At 71.0% G+C, this 20,935-nt stretch carries 14 protein-coding genes and 2 pseudogenes; 8 read left to right on the top strand and 8 right to left on the bottom strand.

What is annotated here, in order from left to right; translation table 11 throughout:
* Positions 1-142 precede the first annotated feature (142 nt).
* The 4 genes and pseudogenes from ACIBAF_RS43930 to ACIBAF_RS43915 form a co-directional block, all read left to right on the top strand.
* A complete protein-coding gene (locus ACIBAF_RS43930) occupies positions 143-1,918 on the top strand; it encodes an RICIN domain-containing protein (protein WP_399471512.1) in 1,776 nt (591 codons plus the stop codon).
* Between the two features lie 252 nt (positions 1,919-2,170).
* Positions 2,171-2,455: a hypothetical protein gene (locus ACIBAF_RS43925; protein ID WP_399471510.1), complete on the top strand. Its 285-nt coding sequence runs from the start codon at positions 2,171-2,173 to the stop codon at positions 2,453-2,455.
* 394 nt (positions 2,456-2,849) lie between these two features.
* On the top strand, positions 2,850-4,241 hold the full coding sequence (locus ACIBAF_RS43920) for a protease inhibitor I9 family protein (RefSeq protein ID WP_399471508.1): 1,392 nt from the start codon (positions 2,850-2,852) through the stop codon (positions 4,239-4,241).
* A gap of 478 nt (positions 4,242-4,719) precedes the next feature.
* A pseudogene (locus ACIBAF_RS43915) lies at positions 4,720-5,179 on the top strand (transposase family protein); the annotation flags it as partial.
* Positions 5,180-5,263: 84 nt separating this feature from the next.
* Here ACIBAF_RS43915 and ACIBAF_RS43910 read toward each other — a convergent pair.
* A complete protein-coding gene (locus tag ACIBAF_RS43910) occupies positions 5,264-6,064 on the bottom strand; it encodes a hypothetical protein (RefSeq protein WP_399471516.1) in 801 nt (266 codons plus the stop codon).
* 470 nt (positions 6,065-6,534) lie between these two features.
* Positions 6,535-7,464 (bottom strand): alpha/beta hydrolase fold domain-containing protein, encoded by a 930-nt coding sequence (locus tag ACIBAF_RS43905; RefSeq protein ID WP_399471506.1) that lies wholly within the window; start codon positions 7,462-7,464, stop codon positions 6,535-6,537.
* A 216-nt stretch (positions 7,465-7,680) separates the two neighbouring features.
* Here ACIBAF_RS43905 and ACIBAF_RS43900 point away from each other — a divergent pair.
* Positions 7,681-7,890, top strand: a pseudogene (locus tag ACIBAF_RS43900) (IS5/IS1182 family transposase); the annotation flags it as partial.
* A gap of 296 nt (positions 7,891-8,186) precedes the next feature.
* Positions 8,187-8,792, top strand: coding sequence for a LuxR C-terminal-related transcriptional regulator (locus tag ACIBAF_RS43895; RefSeq protein WP_399471504.1), 606 nt, complete (start codon positions 8,187-8,189; stop codon positions 8,790-8,792).
* A gap of 457 nt (positions 8,793-9,249) precedes the next feature.
* Here the strand turns inward: ACIBAF_RS43895 and ACIBAF_RS43890 are convergent, their stop codons facing one another.
* Complete coding sequence (locus tag ACIBAF_RS43890; RefSeq protein ID WP_399471514.1) at positions 9,250-11,010, bottom strand: S8 family peptidase; 1,761 nt, start codon at positions 11,008-11,010, stop codon at positions 9,250-9,252.
* Positions 11,011-11,284: 274 nt separating this feature from the next.
* On the opposite strand from ACIBAF_RS43890, the gene ACIBAF_RS43885 reads away from it, so the two are divergent.
* Together ACIBAF_RS43885 and ACIBAF_RS43880 are read left to right on the top strand one after the other, a co-directional pair.
* On the top strand, positions 11,285-11,737 hold the full coding sequence (locus ACIBAF_RS43885; protein WP_399471502.1) for a transposase: 453 nt from the start codon (positions 11,285-11,287) through the stop codon (positions 11,735-11,737).
* A 51-nt stretch (positions 11,738-11,788) separates the two neighbouring features.
* Positions 11,789-12,196 carry a hypothetical protein gene (locus ACIBAF_RS43880; protein ID WP_399471500.1) on the top strand — a complete coding sequence of 136 codons (408 nt, stop codon included), beginning with the start codon at positions 11,789-11,791 and terminating at the stop codon, positions 12,194-12,196.
* A 92-nt stretch (positions 12,197-12,288) separates the two neighbouring features.
* On the opposite strand, the gene ACIBAF_RS43875 is transcribed toward ACIBAF_RS43880, so the two are convergent.
* Genes ACIBAF_RS43875 through ACIBAF_RS43855 form a run of 5 tightly spaced genes read right to left on the bottom strand, consistent with a single transcriptional unit; the run spans position 12,289 to position 20,891 of the window.
* Positions 12,289-14,982, bottom strand: coding sequence for a non-ribosomal peptide synthetase (locus ACIBAF_RS43875; protein ID WP_399471498.1), 2,694 nt, complete (start codon positions 14,980-14,982; stop codon positions 12,289-12,291).
* Between the two features lie 48 nt (positions 14,983-15,030).
* Positions 15,031-15,855 carry an SDR family oxidoreductase gene (locus ACIBAF_RS43870; RefSeq protein ID WP_399471496.1) on the bottom strand — a complete coding sequence of 275 codons (825 nt, stop codon included), beginning with the start codon at positions 15,853-15,855 and terminating at the stop codon, positions 15,031-15,033.
* A gap of 3 nt (positions 15,856-15,858) precedes the next feature.
* Positions 15,859-16,611 carry a thioesterase II family protein gene (locus tag ACIBAF_RS43865; RefSeq protein WP_399471494.1) on the bottom strand — a complete coding sequence of 251 codons (753 nt, stop codon included), beginning with the start codon at positions 16,609-16,611 and terminating at the stop codon, positions 15,859-15,861.
* 33 nt (positions 16,612-16,644) lie between these two features.
* Positions 16,645-16,857 (bottom strand): MbtH family protein, encoded by a 213-nt coding sequence (locus ACIBAF_RS43860; RefSeq protein WP_399471492.1) that lies wholly within the window; start codon positions 16,855-16,857, stop codon positions 16,645-16,647.
* A complete protein-coding gene (locus tag ACIBAF_RS43855; RefSeq protein WP_399471490.1) occupies positions 16,854-20,891 on the bottom strand; it encodes an amino acid adenylation domain-containing protein in 4,038 nt (1,345 codons plus the stop codon). Before ACIBAF_RS43855 ends, ACIBAF_RS43860 begins: the two co-directional genes overlap by 4 nt.
* Positions 20,892-20,935 lie beyond the last annotated feature (44 nt).

Raw genomic sequence — 20,935 nt, 5'->3', positions numbered from 1 at the left:
CCGAAGGGCGTCGAGCTCGCCGCATAACCCCAGCAACCCTGAACCACCCCAAACCCGACAGAGGTGCCTTGACGAAGGACATAGAGGCACCCCCCAGCGCGCCGGCCACCTGCAAGTCCCCTCCAGCCCAGGAGAGCCGCTGATGTCATACCTGAGCTCCCGCCACCGCCACAGAGGAACCCTCGGCCGCGCGAGCGCCGCCGCCCTCGCCACGGCCCTGGCCACCACCACCGCCGCCGTCGTCCTGTCGGGCACGTCCGCCCAGGCCACCCCCTCCTCCTCCACCACCCTGGTCGTCAACGCCGCGCAGACCCTGCGGCCCGTCACCCATGTCGGCACGGGCAGCCTCTACGGCCTCGCCGACGACAGCACGCCCGCCGACAGCCTGGTCAGCGCGCTGAAGCCGAACACCTTCGTGCAGATGGCCCCGGGCGGCTCCCAGCTGCCCAACGGCGAGCCCGCGCCGGCCGGTGACGCCCTTGTAGTGGCGCCGAAGGCGGCCCGCGCGGGCGCCAAGGTGGTCGCACGAATGCCGGACTGGTACCCGGACTTCCCCTACAAGTGGGTCAGCATGAGCAACTGGCTGTCCGCCGTAGACCAGCAGATCGCCGCCGTCCAGGCATCCGGCGTCACCAACATCTCCGCGTGGGCCATCTGGAACGAGCCCGACCTGAACTGGGACACCACCCACGCCGGCCCCTTCGACGCCGCCTGGAACACGACGTACAAGGAGATCCGCTCCAAGGACACCACCACCCCCATCCAGGGGCCGAGCTTCAGTTCCTACACCCATGCCAAGATGCAGACGTTCCTCCAGGACGCCATCGCCAACAACGCCGTCCCCGACGTCATCGCCTGGCACGAGCTGCAGACCAGCGCGAACATCGCGTCGCACATCTCCGACTACCGCGCCCTCGAGTCCAGCCTCGGCCTGAGCCCCCGCCCGATCGACATCGAGGAGTACGGCACACCCGCCCAGATGGGCAACTCCGGCGCCCTCATCAGCTACGCCGCCAAGTTCGAGCGCGCGGGCGTCCGGGACGCCGAGCTGGCCTTCTGGAACCACTACGGCACCCTCGGCGACACCCTCACCGACACCGGCGGCTCGCCCAACGGCTCCTACTGGACGTACAAGTGGTACGGCGACATGTCCGGGAACATGCTGACCACCACGCCTCCCGCCCAGACCGGCATCGACGGTCTCGCCTCCCTCAACGGCGCCGGCAACCAGATCAGCGTCGTCGCGGGCGGCTGCACCGGCTCCTGCGCGGTGACCGTCAACGGCCTGTCGTCCCTTTCGGCCTTCGGAAGCACCGTCCACGTCAAGCTGGAGTACAGCCCCGACACCGGCCGCCTCAACGCCTCCCCCGGCCCGATCACCATCTCCGACGCCAGCTACACGGTCTCGAACGGTTCGATCACGGTCCCGGTGGCGATGAACGCCAACGACGGCTACCACCTGGTCATCACCCCCAGCGGCGCCAACACCTCGCTGGCCGGCCGCTACCAGATCACCAACAAGAACAGCGGCCTCGCCCTCGACACCCTGAACGCGGGCACCGCCCAGGGCACTTCGGTCGTCCAGGCCACGTCCACCACGGGCACCGACCAGAACTGGACCCTCGTGGCTGCCGGCAACGGCCTGTACAAGATCCAGCAGCAGTCCAGCGGCCTGCTCCTGGGCATCACCAACGCGGGCACCGCCGACGGCGGAACGGCCCTGATCTGGGGTGACAACGGCACCGCCGACCACCTCTGGCAGGTCATCCCGGCCCCGGGCGGCTACTACAAGATCGCCAACTACAACAGCGGTCGCCTGCTCGGCGTCAACAACATGAGCACCTCCTCCGGCGCCCAGGTCCTGCAGTGGGCCGACAACGGCACCGCCGACCACCTGTGGACACTCACCTCCCGCTGAGGCAAAACCAACGGCCCCGCGTCCGTCCTTCCGGCGGGCGCGGGGCCGCCGTCTCTCCGGCCGGGTGCCTTCGGGCTCGGGCGGGCCTGTGCGCATCCGGCGCCCAGGGGGCGACGGACGTCCTCACCTCGGCCTCCGGTACGCCACACTGGCGGGAGGCGGCCTACCGCACCCGTGGGGTCAACCGCTTACGGGCCCAGCTCACCGGCGTCCTCGGTCTGGAACGGGTGTTGGATCTGACCAACACCCGGCTTGCTGACGTTGCTGACCGGCTACCAGACGCCGGCGGCTATCCGCCGAATCGGTGCCAAGCGGCTGGAGACCCGGCTGCGCAACCGTCACGTCGTCCGCCCCAGCCGGCTGGCTGAGATCACTGTCCAGGCCGCGGAACGGCAGCACACCAGCCTGCCCGGCGAGAAGCTGGCCGCCGACCTGGTGCACACGCTGGCGAAGGAAGTGCTCGCGTTCAACCAACAGTCGCCGATCCCGACAAGGACATCGAGGCCCGGTTTCCCGACCACCAAGCCTTCGACTTGATCACAGCAGGCCTGGCCTGGGCGTCGTCCTCGGCGCCGAGTTCCCGGCCGCCACCGGCTAGGAACAACTGACTGGCCTCCGCTCCGGGGCGGTTGGAGATGTTGAGGCCAAATGCCCCTAGTTCTGTTCGGTTCCGGAAGACATATTTGACGCGCCCCCACAGAAAGAGCTGGACCCATGCCGATGTTCACCTCATCCCGCAGCAAGTTCAGGTCGTGGGCCGGTATGCGAGTCGCATCGCCCACGGTGCTGGCCGCGACCGTGACGGGGGAGTAGTCCGAGGCGCCAAGTCGACCAAAATGGACAAGATTTGAAACACGGCAACCGGCACGACAGGTCAACTGTCAGGTGCTTGACGGCTCTTCTGACCGTATCCCTGAGTGTCGTCGGTACGGTGGCGTCTGCCCACGCCGACCTCGCCGGCAAGCCCGCCGACGCAGGCACCCGCATGTACTTGGTGAAACTCGCCGACCCGCCGGTCGCCACCTACCAGGGTGGCCTGAAGGGTCTGGTGCGCACCGCCCCCTCCCCCGGAGACCGGCTCAAGACGGGCACGAACGCCGTCCGAGCGTATCTGCGGCACTTGGACGCCCGCCGCGACGAGATACTCGACGACGTCTCCGGCATCAAGAAGGTCTACGAGTACAACTACGCCTTCAACGGCTTCGCCGCGCTTCTCACCGCACGTCAGGCGGCGGAGTTGTCCGCCACTCCCGGCGTGGTCTCACTGACCCGGGACAAGGCCGATCCCCTGCCCCCGGCACCCGTCCAGTCCACCGCGCAGGAAGCTGCTGGGGACGCCCGTCACCCGGCAGCCGCCGACGGCGGTCGGCCCCGACAGGAGCCATTCGCACGCGACATCGCCGCCCCTGGCCGTATCGCGGTCGGCGACCTGGCCGCGCGGCAGACGGTGACCCGCACCGTCACCAACGTCGGCACGGACACCGCCACCTACTGCGCGACGCTCCAGACACCGCCCGGCTACAAGGCCCAGGTCACCCCGCAGCGCCTGACCGTGGCCCCGGGTGGCTCGGCGACGTACCGGGTCACCTTTACACGCACCGACGCCGCCTATGGGACCTTCTCCTACGGCTCCCTGACCTGGAGCGATGCCCGCAGCCAGCACCGGGTCACCAGTCCGATCGCGCTGCGGGCCGCGCACGTCGCCGCACCGTTCGAGATCGCCCTCGAAGGTGAGCGGTCCACGGCGCTGACCGTGCGGGCGGACTGGAAGGGCGAACTGACCGCGCGGGCGGAGCTGTACAAGTCCGAGAAGATCACCGGCACCCTCACCGGCGAGGACCCGTCGAACTTCGCGGCGGACCCGCACACCGGTGACGCCGTCGCGAAGGTCCCGGTCCACGTCCCGGACGGTGCCCCCTTCACCCGGGTCGGGGTTTACGCGGCGGACCACGTGCCCGGCAGCAAGATGTCCCTCTACGCCTTCGACGGGAACGGAGTCAGGATCTTCCCCGGGCCGCAGACCGGCTCGGACGACTACCTCGATCTGCCCCCCGGCGACTACGACGTCTATGTGGTGCAGGAGGACATGCCCAAGGGCACCGACAGCCAGCAGTACACGCTGCGCCTGTGGAAGGTGGGCCAGGGACCCCCGGCCGTCCGCCCCACCGTCGGGCCCGCCACAAGGCCCGTCACCCCGGCCACCCTGCGCGGACTGACGGTGACGTGGCCGGATGCAGCGCGAGGTGAGCAGTACGTCGGCATCGTCGAGTACGGCGACGGGTCCCGGCCCGTGGGCTTGACGAGGCTGGCCGTCACGGCGTAGCACCCGACGACAGCAGCGAAGAACCGCTCGTGAACCCCGCACGGTTCGCGAGCGGTTCGGGCTCCGGAAGCAGGAGTCCCTCCGCGAACGGTCACTGATCGTCGGCCGGCAGCGCACAGTTGACCGCCCGGCCGGTCCAAAAGCTGTGGCGGATCGCGCGATATGCCGGCGCAGCCGGTAGCACAGACGGGCGGGCAGGCCCGGCCGGTAGCACAGCAGCCCGGCTACCGAGAGGCGGCCGCGGCTGCGACCGGAAACGCGCAACGGCGGGGTGATGCCCCGCCGGCCCCAGGTGCGGCCCTTGGGCGGACGGCCGGTCACGCCCGCTTCGTCCTCGAAGCAGACGAACGCGCCGGTCGCCGCCCGGAGGGTGGAGGGGGGCCGGCCGCGCACGGCTGGGCGGACGGGGTGAGAGAGGGGCCCGCAACGCACAAGGCGGAGGTATTCGAAGTCTCAACCCACCGGCGCAGGAGCTTTGTTGGGTCCCTTTCCTGCCGCACTCGACCTGCCGCACGGGCTGGTCGAGTGGGTAACCACGCTCATCGTCACCCGTGAGGGTGACAGGCGATGCAAACGCACGCCGCACCAGCGCGCTCGTCGCTCTGGTGTACCTGCACCGTCATGACACCCTTGCCCGCATCGCCGCCGGCTTCGGCATATCCGTCATCATGCGGATCTACGAACACCAGGGCGTCCCCGTCCTCGCCACCGCGCCTGCACCGGCGCCGTCCCCTGGGGTACCACCGGCCTCAGACGGCCACCTTGCGGGGAACTCACCCCAACCCAGCGCACCGTCAACCGCACACTCGCCCAGGCCCGAGCACCCGTCGAACGTGCCATGCCACGGCTGAAGTCCTGGCAGATCCTCCGCAGATCCCGCATCGGCCCTAACCGCAACAGTCATCACCAAGGCCGTCCTCACCCTGGAGAGGCAACGCAGAAACGCTCACTGCGTCAGCTCGGACACGACTGTTCCTGGCGAGGGAATCTCGCCAGGAACAGTCAGGCCTTCTCGCGCTGTCTCAGCAGTGGTCGGATTTGCGGACCGGGCGGTCATGGGCCACGTACTGGCCTTCCGGCGAGCCGTCGGACTTGAGCACCTCGCCTATGGCGTCGTAGTAGGCGCTGTAAGAGGTGATGTCGCTGTAGTCACGGCCGCGCCAGTTGGAGCTGCTGCCCCCGTCCCACTTGTACACGTAGATGTGGAAATTCGGGTTGGAACGCACCGTACGCATCACCGGGCGCAGCGACAGCCATGCCACCCGGCGCGGGCCGACGGCAAGGCCCGTGGTCGTGGACCAGCCCGACGTCTTCGCGTACGACCAGCTGTGGCTGTAGCTGCCGCCCGCCTCGACCTCCAGGACCTTCTCGAGGGCTGTCCAGTCGATGCCGAACTGGGCGCTGACGCTGTTCTCCGTGGTGCTCGTCGTGCTCCCGCTCGTCTGAATGTTCTGAGTCAGCGTGGATTGGTGGGCGCAGTTCACGAGCGTGTTGCTGACCTGTCTCTCGGACCCGGGCCAGGTCCAGCTGGTCGACTGCGGGTAGCTGCAGTAGCCGTCGAACGTCTCCCACGGCCCCGTCAGCCTCCCGAAGCGGAACGTGGCGGCGTCGGACTGCCGGATCTCGCCGGTGTTGACGTTGATTTTCCAGAACGAGAGGGCCGTCGAGCCGGTGCAGATGCTCCCCAGGATGTGGTTGGTGTCGAACGGCTCGCGGCCCTGGATGTCGGTTACGGCGCTCGCCGGCGTAACCAACATCAGCCCCGAGGCCAGGCTCAGGGCACCGACAACTGCCGTGCGTTTGATCGCAGTACGGGAAATCATGTGGAGTACCTGCTCTCCTGAAGACGCAAGTTGGTCACTTGACTAGAACGCCGACGTGGATCTGGAGCGTGATGCGTGTGGGGGAATCTGCAGGCCGAGTGTGCCCGGGACGGCGCCGCGCAAAATAGAGTCATTTGCCTCCACCGGCCGCGCACTTGGCGCATGGCGCGGTGGAGGAGTTCAGCGTCTTGACCCACCGAGTCGGGCGGTGGGTGGTGGCCAAAGGCCGCCCGGGGGCCCAGGGACGGAGCCCGCCTGACGGGGGCTGAAGGGGCAGGGCCTCTGGGGATCGGACGGCAGGGGCGGCGGGGGCGAAATTTGATCTCCGCCGCCCCTGAGGCACCACGCCAGCCCAGGCCCCCCGCACCGGGATCGACGTGAACGTCGGCGCCGGGTCCTGATGAGTTGGGTACCAGCCAGAAGCAGTCGGCCGGTACCCCGCTCGTCGATTCCGGTCGGGCGGTACGCGGTCAGTCGGGGCACACGGCCTGACATATGTGCTTGGCCATCAGGCCGTACATGCCACGGGCTGTTTCGGCGTCGTTCTGGTCGTAGCCGTGGTCGGCGCCCGGCACGTCACAGTGGTCGCGGAGCGCGCCGACGCCGCGCAGCCGCTCCGCGTAGCGAGTGCCCTCCGCACGGAGGAGGTCGTGCTCCGGCGTGATGACGAGGGCGGGGGCGATACCGGTCAGGTCGGCGGTGTCGGAGGGATGGGCGGGGGAGACCAGGCGATCGCCGCGCAACGTCGGCTCCGGCACGTAGGAGGTGTCGAAGATGTCTGCCATCCACGGGCGCAGCATCGGCTTGGCGATGACCGAGCGCTTGTCCCTGGCATGGGTGACGAGGTCCAAAGGGGGATAGTGCAGGATCTGGAGAGCGATGGAGGGGCCTCCTCTTTCCAGTGTCTGACGGGCCACGGCCGCTGCGAGGGCCCCTCCGGCGCTCTGGCCGCCCACCGTGAGGAGGTCGCCGTCCCAGCCGTGTTCGGCGCCGTGCTCGGCGACCCACACGACGACCTCGTACGCCTGGTGAGGCGGCGCGGGAAAGGGGTGCTGCGGCGCGACGGCGTAGTCCACGTTCACCACCACGGCGCCCGCTTCGGCCGCGAGGAAGCGGCACAGCGGGTCGTCCAGTTCGACAGGCGGCAGGACGAAGCCGCCACCGTGGAAGTTCACGTGGACCGGCGGCAACGGCGCGCCGGCGGGACGGTCGGGTACGTACACCACAGCGCGCGCCGGGGCGACGGAGGTCGGGATGGTCAGCTCGTGTGTGTTCCGGGGATACTCCGGATAACGCTTGTGCAGGGAGGACGCGACGTGTCGGTCTGCCAGCAGGGCGTTCAGACGCTGCATCACTTTGGCGGCGGGGAAGGCCAGCGCCGGCCGGGCCAGGAGGGACATGACAGCTCCGTTCGGTGGGATGGTACGCCGGGCTCGCCGCTTCGAGGGGCGGTCACCTGCGCAACCCCCTGCTCTGCCGGCCCGCCCGTGGTGCCCTGTGGCGTGTGTCCAGGCTAGTGATCTCTTACGGGACGAGCAGGACACCGGAGAAGCGAAAATGACGGGCCTGACTGGTACTTGAGTAGGAGTGGCCCTGTCCGAAAGGACAGGTGGGAGCTACGGGTGCCCTTTCGCGGCCGGTGGGGCCGGCTCTCGGCAGGCCAACGCGCGTTCAACGCCGCGCACGCCCGCATCTGGGCCGTCGGCGAGCAGACCGTGGCGATCCTGAAGAGCTGGTTCCTGCTACGGAAGATCCGCTGCAGCACCACCCGAATTACCAGCCACGTCCAAGCCGTCCTCACCCTCCACCTGACCTGCTCCAACTGAGGTCGGTAAAGGCTCGCTACTTCAGTAGTAACTGGTCCAGCGGCTTTTTAGTTCTTTGGTCGCATGACCACAAGGGGGGAGTGCCATACCCTTCCTGACCAAGGGCTGTACCGTAATCCCGCAAGGCCCCGCCAGTCCCCCATGCGCGTGGAGCTGCAGTGCCACCTTACTTCGTCACTCGATCGAGCGCTTCTCAAGTTCCCTTGTCAATTGCAGTGGTCAGTTCTAGCGGCCTTGTTCCGAATTATCTTTCGGTAGCCCGAACCCGACTGGTCAACAAATCGTCCGCCATTCGCGTGAACGACGACGTCATTCTTTTTTATGGAGAGAGAATGGGGCAGGAGTTGATGCGCTTCTCGGGAGAACTGGAAGGCAAGCTGCCACCGAGCGCAGTACTGGCGCACGCGTTGGACTGGGACGACGTGTCCTTGGCTCTCAAGCAAGGGGTCACCACCTATCTGCTGGAGAATCGGTACGATTTCCTCCTCATGGAAGCGCTCCTGTGCACATCCCGTGGCGCCGGGTTTCTGGACCCTGTGATCGCAGGCACATTAGTGAGGGAATTTTCCGGTTCGTCAAGCGTGACACTTGGCACGACGAGGCTGCAGACCGTGCCCGCGATCGGCCTGGATCACCGCTCGACGCTTTCGCCGCGGGAACGCCAGGTCATGGATCTGCTCGCCTCCGGCATGAAAGTTCGCGAGGTCGCGCAGCGGATGTTCCTCACGGAGAAGTCGGTCCGGAACTATCTGAGCCGCATCTACCGCAAGCTCCATGTACGCGGTCAGTCCGAGGCGATTCTGTGCTGGATAGGATGCCTGGAGGCTCCGATTCCTATGGGTCAGCAGGGGCTGGCCTCAGCCGGAACCGGACCGAATCAGCCCGGAGCGGTAAGGCAATGACGATGCCGGGGCCCGGTGCCGTACCCCGGCTACCCGGCTCCAGGCCATCCGGGCCGGCGTCGGTGCGCAAGGCGTAGGCCTCCCGCGGTGAGGCCGCCTCCGCGGTCCGGGCCGGGACGGCCGGCCGCCGTTCGAGCCGGCCGGCACTCCTCGGGGCCATGGTGCGCGCAGCCGCGGCCTCGCTGCCCGTACGGTCAGCGCGGACACGGCCCGCAGCTCCTCGGGGAGGCGCACGGTGAGCTGGACACCGGCTCCAGGCCGTCCGCGGCCTTCCTGGACGCCTCCGGCATGGTGGCCCCGACCGCGGCGTACACCGCCGCCGGGGCCCATCTGCCCTCGCCGCCCAGCAGTTCGCAGCCCGGGCCGAACAGACCGCAGCCCGCCTGGTCCGCGGCCGCGGGCGGGGAGCTGCCGCCGGCGCTGTGCGTGCTGTACGCGGGCGTTGCCGGGCCTTGCGCTAGAAGGTCAGGTTCCAGGCGTCGATCTTGCCTGTGTCGGAGGCGGCGTTGTCGTTGACGCGCAGCTTCCAGGTGCCGTTCGCGACCTCCGAGGAGGCGTTCACGGTGTAGGTCTGGGCGATGTCGTCGGCGCTGCCGCCGGCGTGGTTGTGCAGCGTGTAGACGGTGCCGCCCGGCGACACCAGGTCGACCTTCAGGTCACCGATGTAGGTGTGCTTGATGTCCACACCCACCTTGAGGGTGGCCGGGGCGTTGCCGGTCACGCCGGTGACGGCGATCGGGCTCTCCACGGTCGCGTTGTCGTTGATGGCGAGGTCCGCGAGGTTCTCGAAGTACTTGCCGGTCGGCGGGGTGGTCCCGACGGCCTTGAGGGCGTCGACCTGTCCTTCGCCGAAGAACGAGTTGTTGGCCGTCGTGCCCGTGCAGCGGCTGTCCGAGGGGCAGGCGATGTCGTTGGCCTGCTCGGCCAGCTTGGCGCGGATCTGCGCCGGGGTGAAGCCCGGGTTGGCACTGGCGATGAGCGCCGCCACGCCCACCACGTGCGGGGTGGCCATCGAGGTGCCGCTCTTGCTGCCGTAGCCGCCGCCGGGGACGGTGGAGTACACGTTGCTGCCCGGCGCCGCGACGTCGATGACGCCCTGACCGTAGTTGGAGAACGAGGCCTTGGTGACGCCCGTGCCGTTGGCCGCGACGGTGACCACGCCCGGCAGCTCGGTCGGGATGTCGAGGCAGGCGTTGGTGATGGTGCGGGTGACCGGCGTCGAGTCGTTCGGGCTCGCGGAGTCGGTGGTCTTGTGGGCGAGGTCGTAGTTCTCGTTGCCCGCGGCGGCGATCTGGAGGGAGCCCTTGCTCTCGGCGTACTCCTGGGCGCGCTTGACGCCCTCGATGATGGCGGCCTGGTCGATGTTGTCCGGGCAGTTGAACTGCCACGGGTCCGTGTAATAGCTGTTGTTGGTGACCTTGAAGCCGTGGTCACCGGCCCAGACGAAGCCGCAGATGGTGTTCTCGGCGAAGAAGAAGGAGTTGCCCGGCTCGGCGACCCGGACCGCGGAGATCTTCACCCCGGGGGCCACGCCGACGACGCCCTTGCCGTTCTTGGCCGCGGCGATGGTGCCCGCTACGTGGGTGCCGTGCGTGTCGACGTCCCGCCAGGCGCCGGCACGGGTGTCGGGCTTGCCGTAGGCGCAGGAGACCGAGTCGGCCGCGTTGAAGTTGGGCGCCAGGTCCTGGTGCTGGTCGTCCACACCGGTGTCCAGGATGCCGACCGTGACGGACGCGGAGCCTGGGTTCACGGCCCAGGCCTGGTCGGCCTTGATCTGGCTCATGTCGGCGCGGACCGGTTCTCCGGCCGGGGTCGAGGCCTGGGCCGGATTGGCCGGGAGCGCCGGGTTGTAGGCGTCGGCCGGGACGTCCGAGGTACGCGTGGCGCCGACCTGCTGCACGCCTGCGACGCCGCGCATGGTGGCGGCGAATCCGCTGGACGCCGAGTGGGCGACGATCACGCCGATGGCGTCGAAGTTCGAGAAGACGGTGCCGCCGTTGGACGCGATCGCGGAGCGGACCGCCGAACTGTCACCGGGGGCGGTGATCACGAGGTAGGCACGCGTACCGGCCACCCACGTCGCACTCTGGGAAGCCGGCACGGCGGCCGGCGCGTGGGCCTTGGCGGCCGGCGCGGTGGAGGGGACGACGGGGAGCGTGCCCGCGAGGGCGCCCGGGGCGCCGAACGCGAGGGCGGCGCCGAGCGTGGCCGCCAGCACCAGCGTGCGTCTAGGGCGGCGGGACATGTGGGGTATCAATGCGTCCTCCGGAGACGGCCCGGCCGTGCTGAGGGCAGCGGCCGGGCCGTACGAAACGAGTGGTGGATGCAAGATGTCAGGTGCATGCTCTAGTACGGAAGTACCTTTCCGTGCAGGGACGTTATAGAGGCATGGCTGAAAAGAGACGTACTGCGGGCATCGGGGGATCGGGATCCGCCGGGAGCTCGGCGACGTCGACCGTGCCCTGGCGTACGCCGCCGGCCTGGTGCCGGCCGTGCTGCCCGCACCAGAGCGCCGGACCCGCGCGGCGACCGACGCCGCGTCCTGCTCGCTGCAGTGGCGCCTGTTCCTGCCCGAAGAGTGGGCCTCCGACACCGGCCGTCGGACCGTCGCCCGCATCCCGCCCGAGGTCACGCACCGCGAGAAGTGGCGCCTGGCCCTGGACGTGCTCGACACCCTGGCGGGCTGGGGCATGGTCCTGCCGGTCGTGGTGGCCGATGCCGCCTACGGCGCCAACGCGCACCTGCGGGCCGCGCTGGCCGACCGCCACATCGACTACGTGCTGGCCGTCCGGGCGGATGTGACCGCCACCCCTTCGACGCCAAGCCCGCAGCCCCGGACCGTAAGGGGCCTGTCGGTTGCCTGCCCCAGCCCCGCTACTGCCGCCCCGCGCCCCCGGTGGCAGCCCTCGCCGCCCGCCTGGGGCGCGACGCATTCACCCGCGTGACCTGGCGGAACGGCTCGCGAGGGGAGTTACGGTCCCGCTTCGCCGCCGTGCGTGTCCGTCCGGCCGGTAAGGCCGTCGAGCGTCCGGTCAAAAGCCGCGGCCTCGGCCGGGCAGGGCTGGTGGGACGGAGTCCTGCCCGACTGCTGGCTGCTGGTCGAACGGCCCGCCGATGCCGAGGCGCCGACCGATGACCGGCTGTCCAGCCTGCCCGCCGACACCCCGGTCACCGACCTGGTCCGTCTGGCCAAGGTCCGCTGGCGCATCGAGCAGGACTACCGCGAACTCAAGCACGGCCTGGGCCTGGACCACTTCGAAGGCTGGTCCTGGCCCGGCCGGCGCCAGCACGTCACCCTCGTGACCGCCGTGCATGCCTTCCTCACCGAACAGCGTCTCGCCCCAAAAGCCCCCGGGCCGGCCTCACGCTCTACCAGGTCCTCGATGCCCTCCAGAACACCCTGAGGTGCTGGACCGTCCTCTGCACCACCTGCCACCAGCCCCTGCCCAGCCGGCCCCCAGCACGCCGAGATCGAGACAGACCAAACGGAGTGCTATCAGCGCCTGCCCTCGGTGTCGCTGTGCGCGGAGGTCCCGAGGCTCCCGACCGTTCCCCGGACGGTCGGGTGGCGATACAGCTCCCGGAGCGGCGGGGACGGCAGGCCGCGGGCGCGCAGCGCGGCTCGGATGCGGACGGCGAACAGAGAGTTGCCGCCGAGCTCGAAGAAGTCGTCGTCCGGGCCGACGGGCACGCCCAGCACCTCGCTCCAGACCTCCGTCAGGCTCGCGGTGAGATCGTCCTCACCGCCACCGCCACCGCCACCGCCACTGTCACCGTCACCGCCACCGCCAGCGCCGGGCGCGGTGTCCGGGCCTCGCGTCCGGCGAGCGGAGGGTGCGGGAAGCCGGGCCGCGTCCAGTTTGCCGTTGGGGGTCAGCGGCAGCGCGTCCAGCGCCGTGACCGTGGCCGGGAGCATGTACTCGGGCAGGATGCCGGCGGCCCGTTCGCGGACCTCGGCCGGGTCGCCCCCGGACGACAGGACCACGTACGCGTCGATCCTGGCCATGGCGGCGTCGGCCCGGTCGTCGCGGCGCACCAGGACGGCCGCGGCGCGCACGGCGGAGTCCTCCAGCAGGACGGAGCGGATCTCGTCGAGTTCGATCCGGAAGCCGCGGATCTTCACCTGGCTGTCGATCCGCCCCAGGTGTTCGAGCCGCCCGTCGCAGAGCAGCCGCCCCAGGTCACCGCTGCGGTACATCACGGCCCCGGTGAAGGGGTCCGGTACGAACCGTCGGCCCGTCAGTTCCTCCTCGCCCAGGTAGCCGAGGGCGACTCCGGCACCGCCGACGTGTATCTCACCCTCCACCCCCGGCGGCACCGGCCGTCCGGCCGCGTCCAGCACGTACAGGTGCCAGCCGGGCAGCGCGCGCCCGACCGAGCGGGTGGCGGTGAGCGCCAGTTTCCGGGTGAGGGTCTGCTCGGTGACATGGACGGTGGTCTCCGTGATGCCGAACATGTTCACCACCCGGCAGGACCGCTCCGGGTGCCGGTCGAACCAGGGCAGCAGCATCCGCGCGTCCAGCGGCTCCCCGCCGAAGACGACGAGCCGGACGGCGACGTCGGCGTGGTCGACGTCCAGGAGCTGGGCGAAGGCCGACGGGGTCTGGCTGAGCACGGTGACCTGCTCGGCGACGAGCAGATCGCGGAAGCGCTCCGGCTCCCGGGAGACGAGGTACGGCACCACGACCAGCCGTCCGCCGGTCAGCAGGCAGCCCCAGATCTCCCACACCGAGAAGTCGAAGGCACTGGAGTGGAACCAGGTCCACACATCCGAGATGCCGAAACCGTACTCGCCGCGGGTCGCGTCGATGAGGGCGATCACGTTGCGGTGCGGCACGACGACGCCCTTGGGCCGGCCGGTGGAGCCGGAGGTGTAGACGACATAGGCGGGGTCGCCGGGGGAGGGCGGAGGTGGACTCGGGTTCTTCGGCGGGCTCGTGCTCACGAGGTCGTCCGGCGTCACCCGCACGCAGCCCGCCACCGCCGGGAACTCCGCGAGCCGGGTGACCACCACGCCCAGCTCCGCGTCCCGTGCCGTGTGGGCGAGCCGGTCCGCCGGGTAGGCGGGGTCGACGGGCACATAGGTCGCGCCCGCCTTCAGCACGGCGAGCAGGGTGACGACGAGTTCGGCGGAGCGCTCCAGGCAGACGCCGACCCGGTCGCCGCCGCCGACCCCGCGCGCCCGCAGGCCCTGCGCCGACCGGGCCGCCCGCTGGTCGAGTTCGCGGTAGGTCAGGCCGGTGGCGCCGTCGGTCACGGCGACGCTGTCCGGCCTCGCCGCCACGATCAGGGCGAACGCCTCGGGCACGCTCACCGGCGGCCGGGCGGTCAGGGAGCGGGACGGCCGGCCGAGTGCGGCCGTACGGGCGCGTTCCGCCTCGTCGAGCAGCTCGACGTCGTCCCATGCGGTGTGCGGGCGGCGCAGGACCTGCTGGTGCACGTGCAGGAGATGCCGTACGAACTGTGCGGCCACCTCCGGGGAAAAGTGACTGCTCAGGTGGTCGCAGCGCAGTCGGCTGCCGTCGGCATCCCGCAGCACGGAGACGGTGAGCGGGAACGGGGGTGCGAGGCACGGTACGTACTCGTACTCGGTCTCGATCTCGCCCGCGCCCGCACCGGGAAGGCCGGAGTCGGCGATGGCGGCGATGGCGGCGGCGGTGTCGTCGAAGAGCAGGCCCGTGAGCGCGGGACCCGTCGCCGCGGAGGGCTTCGACTCACCCAGCGTGGCGGCCGGTTCGACGGTGAAGCCGCCGTGGTCGGTGCCGATGACCGGCGCGGTGTCGTCGGGGTCGTAGCGGCGCAGGGTGACGGTGAGCGCCGTGAGCCAGCTCGCCTCGTCGCCCTCCCCGTCCAGCGGGACGGCGAAGCAGGCGGCCGGACCGTCGCCGCCCAGGCCCCAGGCGGGAGGGGGCGCGGCTGTCGGCAGGTCCGGGGGGACAGGGGTGGAGCGGGCGCGCCGGGCCACGACGATCAGGTCGGACACGTCGTCGGCGTACCGGAGCAGGACTCTGCGCAGGTCGTGGGCCGGGCGGGCGAGTTCGGTGGCCCGGCGGCGTTCGGCGCGCGGGTCCGCGGCCGGAACGGGGACGTCCTCGATCCACAGCCCCGGGTCGCCGATGGACTCCGGGACGCGGGCCGACCGGACGCGGATCGCGTGGCAGCGGGCGGGGTCGGGCAGTGAGGCGGACACGGTCCGTACTCCTTGACGGTCGGGGGAGATGGTCGGGGGAGGCCGGGCTCAGCGGACGCTGAACCCGCCGTCCACGGTCAGGACCGACCCGGTGATCTGCCGGGACTCGTCCGAGGCCAGGAAGACGACCGCGGCGGCCACGTCCTCGGGTTCGATCAGCGCGTTCATGGGCTGCGCCTCGACGAAGGTCCTCTCGTGGTCGTGCACCGGCACCTCCAGCGCCCGGGCGATCTCGGCCAGCATCCGGCCCTCGGCCCACGCGTCGTCACGCACCGACCCCGGACAGACCGCGTTCACACGTACCTTCGTCGGCGCGTAGTCGAGCGCGGCGGCCTTGGTCAGCCCGACGACGGCGTGCTTGGCGGCGACGTACCCGGCGAAGTGCCGGTAGCCGACGAGCCCGGCCGTGGAGGCGACGTTGACGATGCTGCCGCCGTGCCGGGCGCTCATCGCCTTGCCGACCTCGCGGATCACCCGCCAGGCCCCGGAGAGGTCCACGTCGATCAGCAGGGCCCACTCGTCCTCGCTGATCTCGTGCACCGGTTTGCCCGAGGGCGCGGCGATGCCCGCGTTGTTGACGGCGACGTCGATCCGGCCGAACCGGTCCTCGGCGCGGGTCACCGCCTCCCGTACGGCGCGGATGTCGCGGATGTCGGCCACGGCGGTCAGGACGGCCGAGCCCGCCTCCCGGCAGAGCACGGCCGTGTGCTCCAACTGGCCCGGGGCGCCCAGCGGGTAGGGCACGCCCGGCAGGTCGGCACAGATGTCCAGCAGCGTGAGATCGGCGCCCTCGGCCGCGCAGGCTACCGCGATGGCCCGGCCGAGTCCGCGGGCGGCGCCCGTGACGAGGACCGACTTGCCGTGCAGACGCATCGGCTACTCCTTGACGGTGGGGGAGAGGGGGTGGGGTGCAAGGACCGTCGAGGTGATCACCCGGACCAGGGCGGGTGCGGACTCGGTCAGGTACATGTGGCCGCCGGGGACCTCGACATGCGTGAAGTCGCGGCCGGTCGCCATGCTCCAGGACGCGGCGTCGTCGCGGGCGACGAGGTCGTCGTCCGCGCCCCGGACGACCGTGAGGGGTGCGTCCAGCGGAAGGCGGGTGCTGCGCACGTAGTTCTCGTGCATCTCGACGTCCGCGCGCAGGGTGGGCAGGACCAGCTCGCGCATCTCCGGGTCGTCGAGCGCGGGATGCCGGTAGCCCGCGAACTCACCGACCCGGGCGAGGAATTCCTCGTCGGACAGTCCGGTGGCGCGCCGGTCACGGCCGCGGTCGGGTTCCGGCGACCCGCTGACGAACAGGTGGACGAGTTCGACGCCGGGTTCGGCGACCAGCCGGTGGGCGAGTTCGTAGGCGAGCACGGCGCCGAGACTGTGCCCGAAGAGGGCGATCCGGTGCTCGCCCGCGCCCAGCCGCTCCCGCAGTTGCGCCAGGAGGGCGTCGACGGCCCGGTGCACGTCCCGGTACGGCTCGTCGTCGATCAGCCTTTCCCGGCCGGGCAGGTGCAGCGCCACGATCTCCAGCGCGTCCCCGGCCAGGGCGGTCCAGGGGCGATAGAGCGAGGCGCCCGCTCCGGCGTAGGGAAGGCACACCAGCTTGGTGGTGCGGGTCGGGTCATCGGTGGGCATGGCTGTGGGTCTCTCCTCGTGCGCGGTGGTGGCTCACTCGCCCATGGCCTCGATCAGGCTCTTGGGGCGCAGGTCGGTCCAGTGCTCGCCGACGTAGTCCAGGCAGGACCGGCGGCTCGCCCTGCCGTGGACGACGGTCCAGCCGGCCGGGACCTCGGCGAAGGCGGGCCACAGGGAGTGCTGGCCTTCGTCGTTCACCAGGACCAGGTGCTCGATGCTGTCGTCGTCGAAGGGGTTGGTGGTCATGGCTGATTCCTCCTGAGGCGGCCGGCCAGCACGGGGCCGATGCGGTCCAGTGCCGTGGGCCGGGTCATCTCCCCGTGGGTGCAGGGGATGTCGTGGTTGTCGATACGGCCTTCGACGTACGGCTGCCAGGAGCCGTACCGGCCGGGGAGCGCGTCGGGATCCCGCGCGGCGGTGAAGAACAGCAGGTCGCCGTCGTACGAGGTGGGGGCGAACTCGCCCAGCAGACGCCGGTTGTTCGCCGTCACGTCGACCAGGGCGGCCAGTGCGGCGTCGTCGAGGCTGCCGGGCATGTCGGGCACGCGACGCACCAGTTCCGCGAACCGGCTGTCCGTCAGCGGCTCGGCCTCGTCCTCGGGGACCTCGCGGCCGAGGATGGTGAGCAGACTGCGCAACAGGGCCGGTCGGTCGGACGGGGCGGGGCCCTGCCGCAGCCAGGACCCCGGGAAGGCGTCGAGCAGCGCGAGGAGCGCGACCTGTTCGCCGGCCGCCCGGAGGCCGACGGCCACCTCGTACGCGACGAGGCCGCCCATGGAGTAGCCGAGCAGGTGGTACGGCCCGTGCGGCTGTGTCGCGCGGATGCGCTCGGTGTGCTCGGCGACCGCCTCGGCCAGGGTGCCGGACGGTTCCCGTCCCGGGACCAGGCCACGGGACTGCAGGGCGTACAGCGGGCGGTCGGGGTCGATATGGCGGGCGAGCCCGGCGAAACCCCAGGACAGGCCGGAGGCCGGGGGAAGGCAGAACAGGGGTGCACGGTGGCCGCGGGTGCGCAGGGGGAGCAGCGGGCCCAGCGGGGCCGCCTCCGCATCGACGCGGTGGTCGCCGTCGGCCGTCCGGCGGGCCAGCGCCGCCACGGTCGGGGTGTCGAAGAGGACGCGCAGGGGCAGGTCGGCGCCGAGTTCGGCGCGGATGCGCGAGGTCAGGCGGGGGGCCAGCAGGGAGTGGCCACCGAGGTCGAAGAAGCCGTCGTGGACGCCGACCTGCTCCGGGCCGAGGCCGAGGACCTCGGCGAACAGGGCGCGCAGCGTCCCCTCCCGCCCGGTGCGCGGGGCCGTCCTGGTGGTGCGGGGCACGTCGGGGGCGGGCAGCGCCTTGCGGTCCAGCTTGCCGCTGGCGGTGTGGGGGAGGGCCGCGACCGTGACGAACGCGGAGGGGATCATATGGGCGGGGAGCGTGCGGGCGAGGTGGCCGCGCAGGGCGTCGGGGGACACGGCGGCCTCGGCTTGTGCGGTCGCCCCTTCGGCCGGGACGACATACGCGACCAGCTGTTTCTCGCCGCGGCCGTCCTCCCGTACCGTCACCGCCGCCTGGGCGACGGCCGGATGGGCGGCGAGGACGGCCTCGATCTCGCCCGGTTCGACACGGAACCCGCGCACCTTGACCTGCTGGTCGGCCCGGCCCAGGAAGCGCAGATGTCCGTCCGGGCCGCGCGCTGCCAGGTCACCCGTGCGGTACAGGCGTTGTCCGGGCTCGCCGAACGGGTCGGCGACGAACCGCTCGGCTGTCAGCGCGGGCCGGTCGAGGTAGCCGCGGGCGGGGCCGCCGCCGGCCACGTACACCTCGCCGACGGCCCCGTCGGGCACGGGATGCAGGGCGTGATCGAGGAGGTGGATCACGTTGCGGGCGAGCGGGCGGCCGATGGGCGGCGGCCCGGGCGGCTCCTCCGGTCCGCGGCCGTCGGGGCGGGGGTCGGACCGCCAGGCGGTGGCGTAGATCGTCGCCTCGGTGGGGCCGTAGAAATTGACGAGCCGTGCGCCGGGGAAGGCGGCCTCGACCCCGGCACGGAGCCGTTCGGTGATCGGTTCGCCGCCGAGGGCCACCGTGTGCGGTGAGACGGCCGGACGTTCGGCGAGCACGGCGGCCATGACGGTGGGAACGCCGCTGATCAGGCCGACGTCCCGAGGGGCGCCGTCGGTGAGCGCGAGGAGGTTGCCCACGATCTCGATGCGGCCGCCGCACAGCAACGGGGAGAAGATCTCGAACACCGACACGTCGAAGTTGAGCGAGGTCGAGAACAGCACCTCGGCCAGCCGGTCGGGACCGAACTCGGTGTGTGTCCACTCCACGAACTCGACGGCTCCCCGGTGCGTGGCCAGGACCCCCTTGGGCCGGCCGGTGGAACCGGAGGTGTAGGTGATGCAGGCGAGGTTGTCGGGCTTCAACTCCCTTGTACCGAAGAGACCCTGATCAGCCGTCAGTTCTGTCAGTTCTGTCAGTTCTGTCGGTTCCGTCGGTTCTGTCGGTTCCGTCGGTCCATCACCGATATCGAGAGTCGGTGTGTCCTTCGGCAGCGCCCCGGCCGTCTCGGCGGTCGTGAGGACGACGACCGGGCGGGCGTCGCCGACGATGTACGCCAGGCGGTCGGCCGGGTAGGCGGGATCGAGCGGCAGATAGGCGGCGCCGGACTTCAGCACCGCGAGGACGGCGACGACCAGCTCGGCCGTGCGGGGCAGCGCGATGCCCACGACGCGCTCGGGTCCGGCGCCGAGCACGGTGAGAGTGCCGGCCAACAGGTCCGCCCGGGCGTCCAGTTCGCGGTAGGTGAGACGGGCGCCCCGGTCGTGTACGGCGTCGGCGTCCGGGGTGGCCGCGACCTGCGCCGACCAGAGGTCGGCGAGGGTGCGGGCCGCCGGTGGCGGAAGCTGGATCCGTCGGGGACGTTCCTCGGCGGTCAGCAGGCCCAGGCGGCCCTGCGGGAGCGCCGGGTCGGCTGCCATGGCCTCCAGGATCCGCACCAGCCGGGCGAGCGTGGCGTCGGCCCAGCCGACGGCGAACAGCCCGGGCCGGTAGGCCAGCCGGAAACGGGGCCGGGGGCCGGGGAGGGCCACCAGGGTCACGGGGTAGTGGGTGGCGTCGCGCCCGCTGGAACCGACGACGCGGAGCCCGGCCCCGGCATTCTGGTCCTCGCGGCCGTCCTCCTGACGGCCGTCCCCGGTCGCCTCCGGGGCCACCGGATAGTTCTCGAAGACGACGAGGGTGTCGAAGAGCTCCGGGACGCCCACCGCCCGCTGGATGTCGGCCAGGCCGAGGTGATGGTGGTCGAGGAGGTGGACATAGCCGTCCTGGACCTCGCGGAGCAGGCGGTCGAAGGGGTCGGCCGGGCGCAGCCGGACCCGGGTGGGGACGGTGTTGATGAAGAGGCCGACCGTGGACTCGACGCCGGGCAGTTCGGGCGGCCGGCCGGAGACGGTGGTGCCGAAGACGACGTCGTCGCGGCCGGTCAGCCGGCCGAGGAGGATCGCCCAGGCCGACTGGACGAGGGTGTTCAGGGTGACGCCGAGGCTCCGGGCCCGGGCCGTGAGGGCGGCGCCGGTCTCCGCCGACAGCTCGGTCCGGGCCTGCGCCAGGCCGGCGGCGCCCGAGCCGGCGGTCGATGCGGTGCTCGCCGTGGTGTTCGGGGCCAGCCGGGTCGGTTCCGTCACGCCGGCCAGCGCGTCGCGCCAGGCGGCCTCGGCGGCGCCACGGTCGCGGCCCTCCAGCCAGCTGAGGAAGGCGCGGTACGGCGGGACGGGCGGGAGTGCCGCCAGGTCACCGTCGGCCGCGTACAGGGCGAGCAGTTCCCGCAGGAGCACGGACACCGACCAGCCGTCGAGCAGGATGTGGTGGTGGGTGACGAGCAGACGGTGACGGTGCTCGCCGATGCGGACCAGGGTGCAGCGCAGCAGGGGCGGGGCGGCCGGGTCGAACCCGTGCTCGCGGTCCTCGTCCAACAGCGCGGTCCACGCCTTCTCGACGTCGGTACCCGGCCCGGTCAGGTCGGCTTGTGACCACGGCAGCGTCGCCCGGTGCGGGACGACCTGCACCGGCTGGCCGCCACGGCGACGCCTGAAGGCCGCCCGCAGGTTCGGGTGACGGTCCAGCAGCGTTTGTGCGCAGGCACGCAGGCGGTCGGCGTGCACGGGGCCTTCGAGTTCGAAGACCAGCTGCACGAGGTACACGTCAGGGGCGTTGCGTTCCTGCTCGTACAGGGCGTGGAAGAGCAGGCCCTCCTGGAGTGGGGTCAGGGGCAGTACGTCGGCAAGCGCGGGCTGCGTCATGGCGTCTTCTCGTCTCGCTGTCTCTTCTGGCTGGTCCGAGGCGT

It is taken from the genome of Streptomyces sp. NPDC051677 (assembly GCF_044453465.1).
Classification (GTDB): domain Bacteria; phylum Actinomycetota; class Actinomycetes; order Streptomycetales; family Streptomycetaceae; genus Streptomyces.
This window is presented reverse-complemented; position numbering and strand designations above follow the sequence as displayed.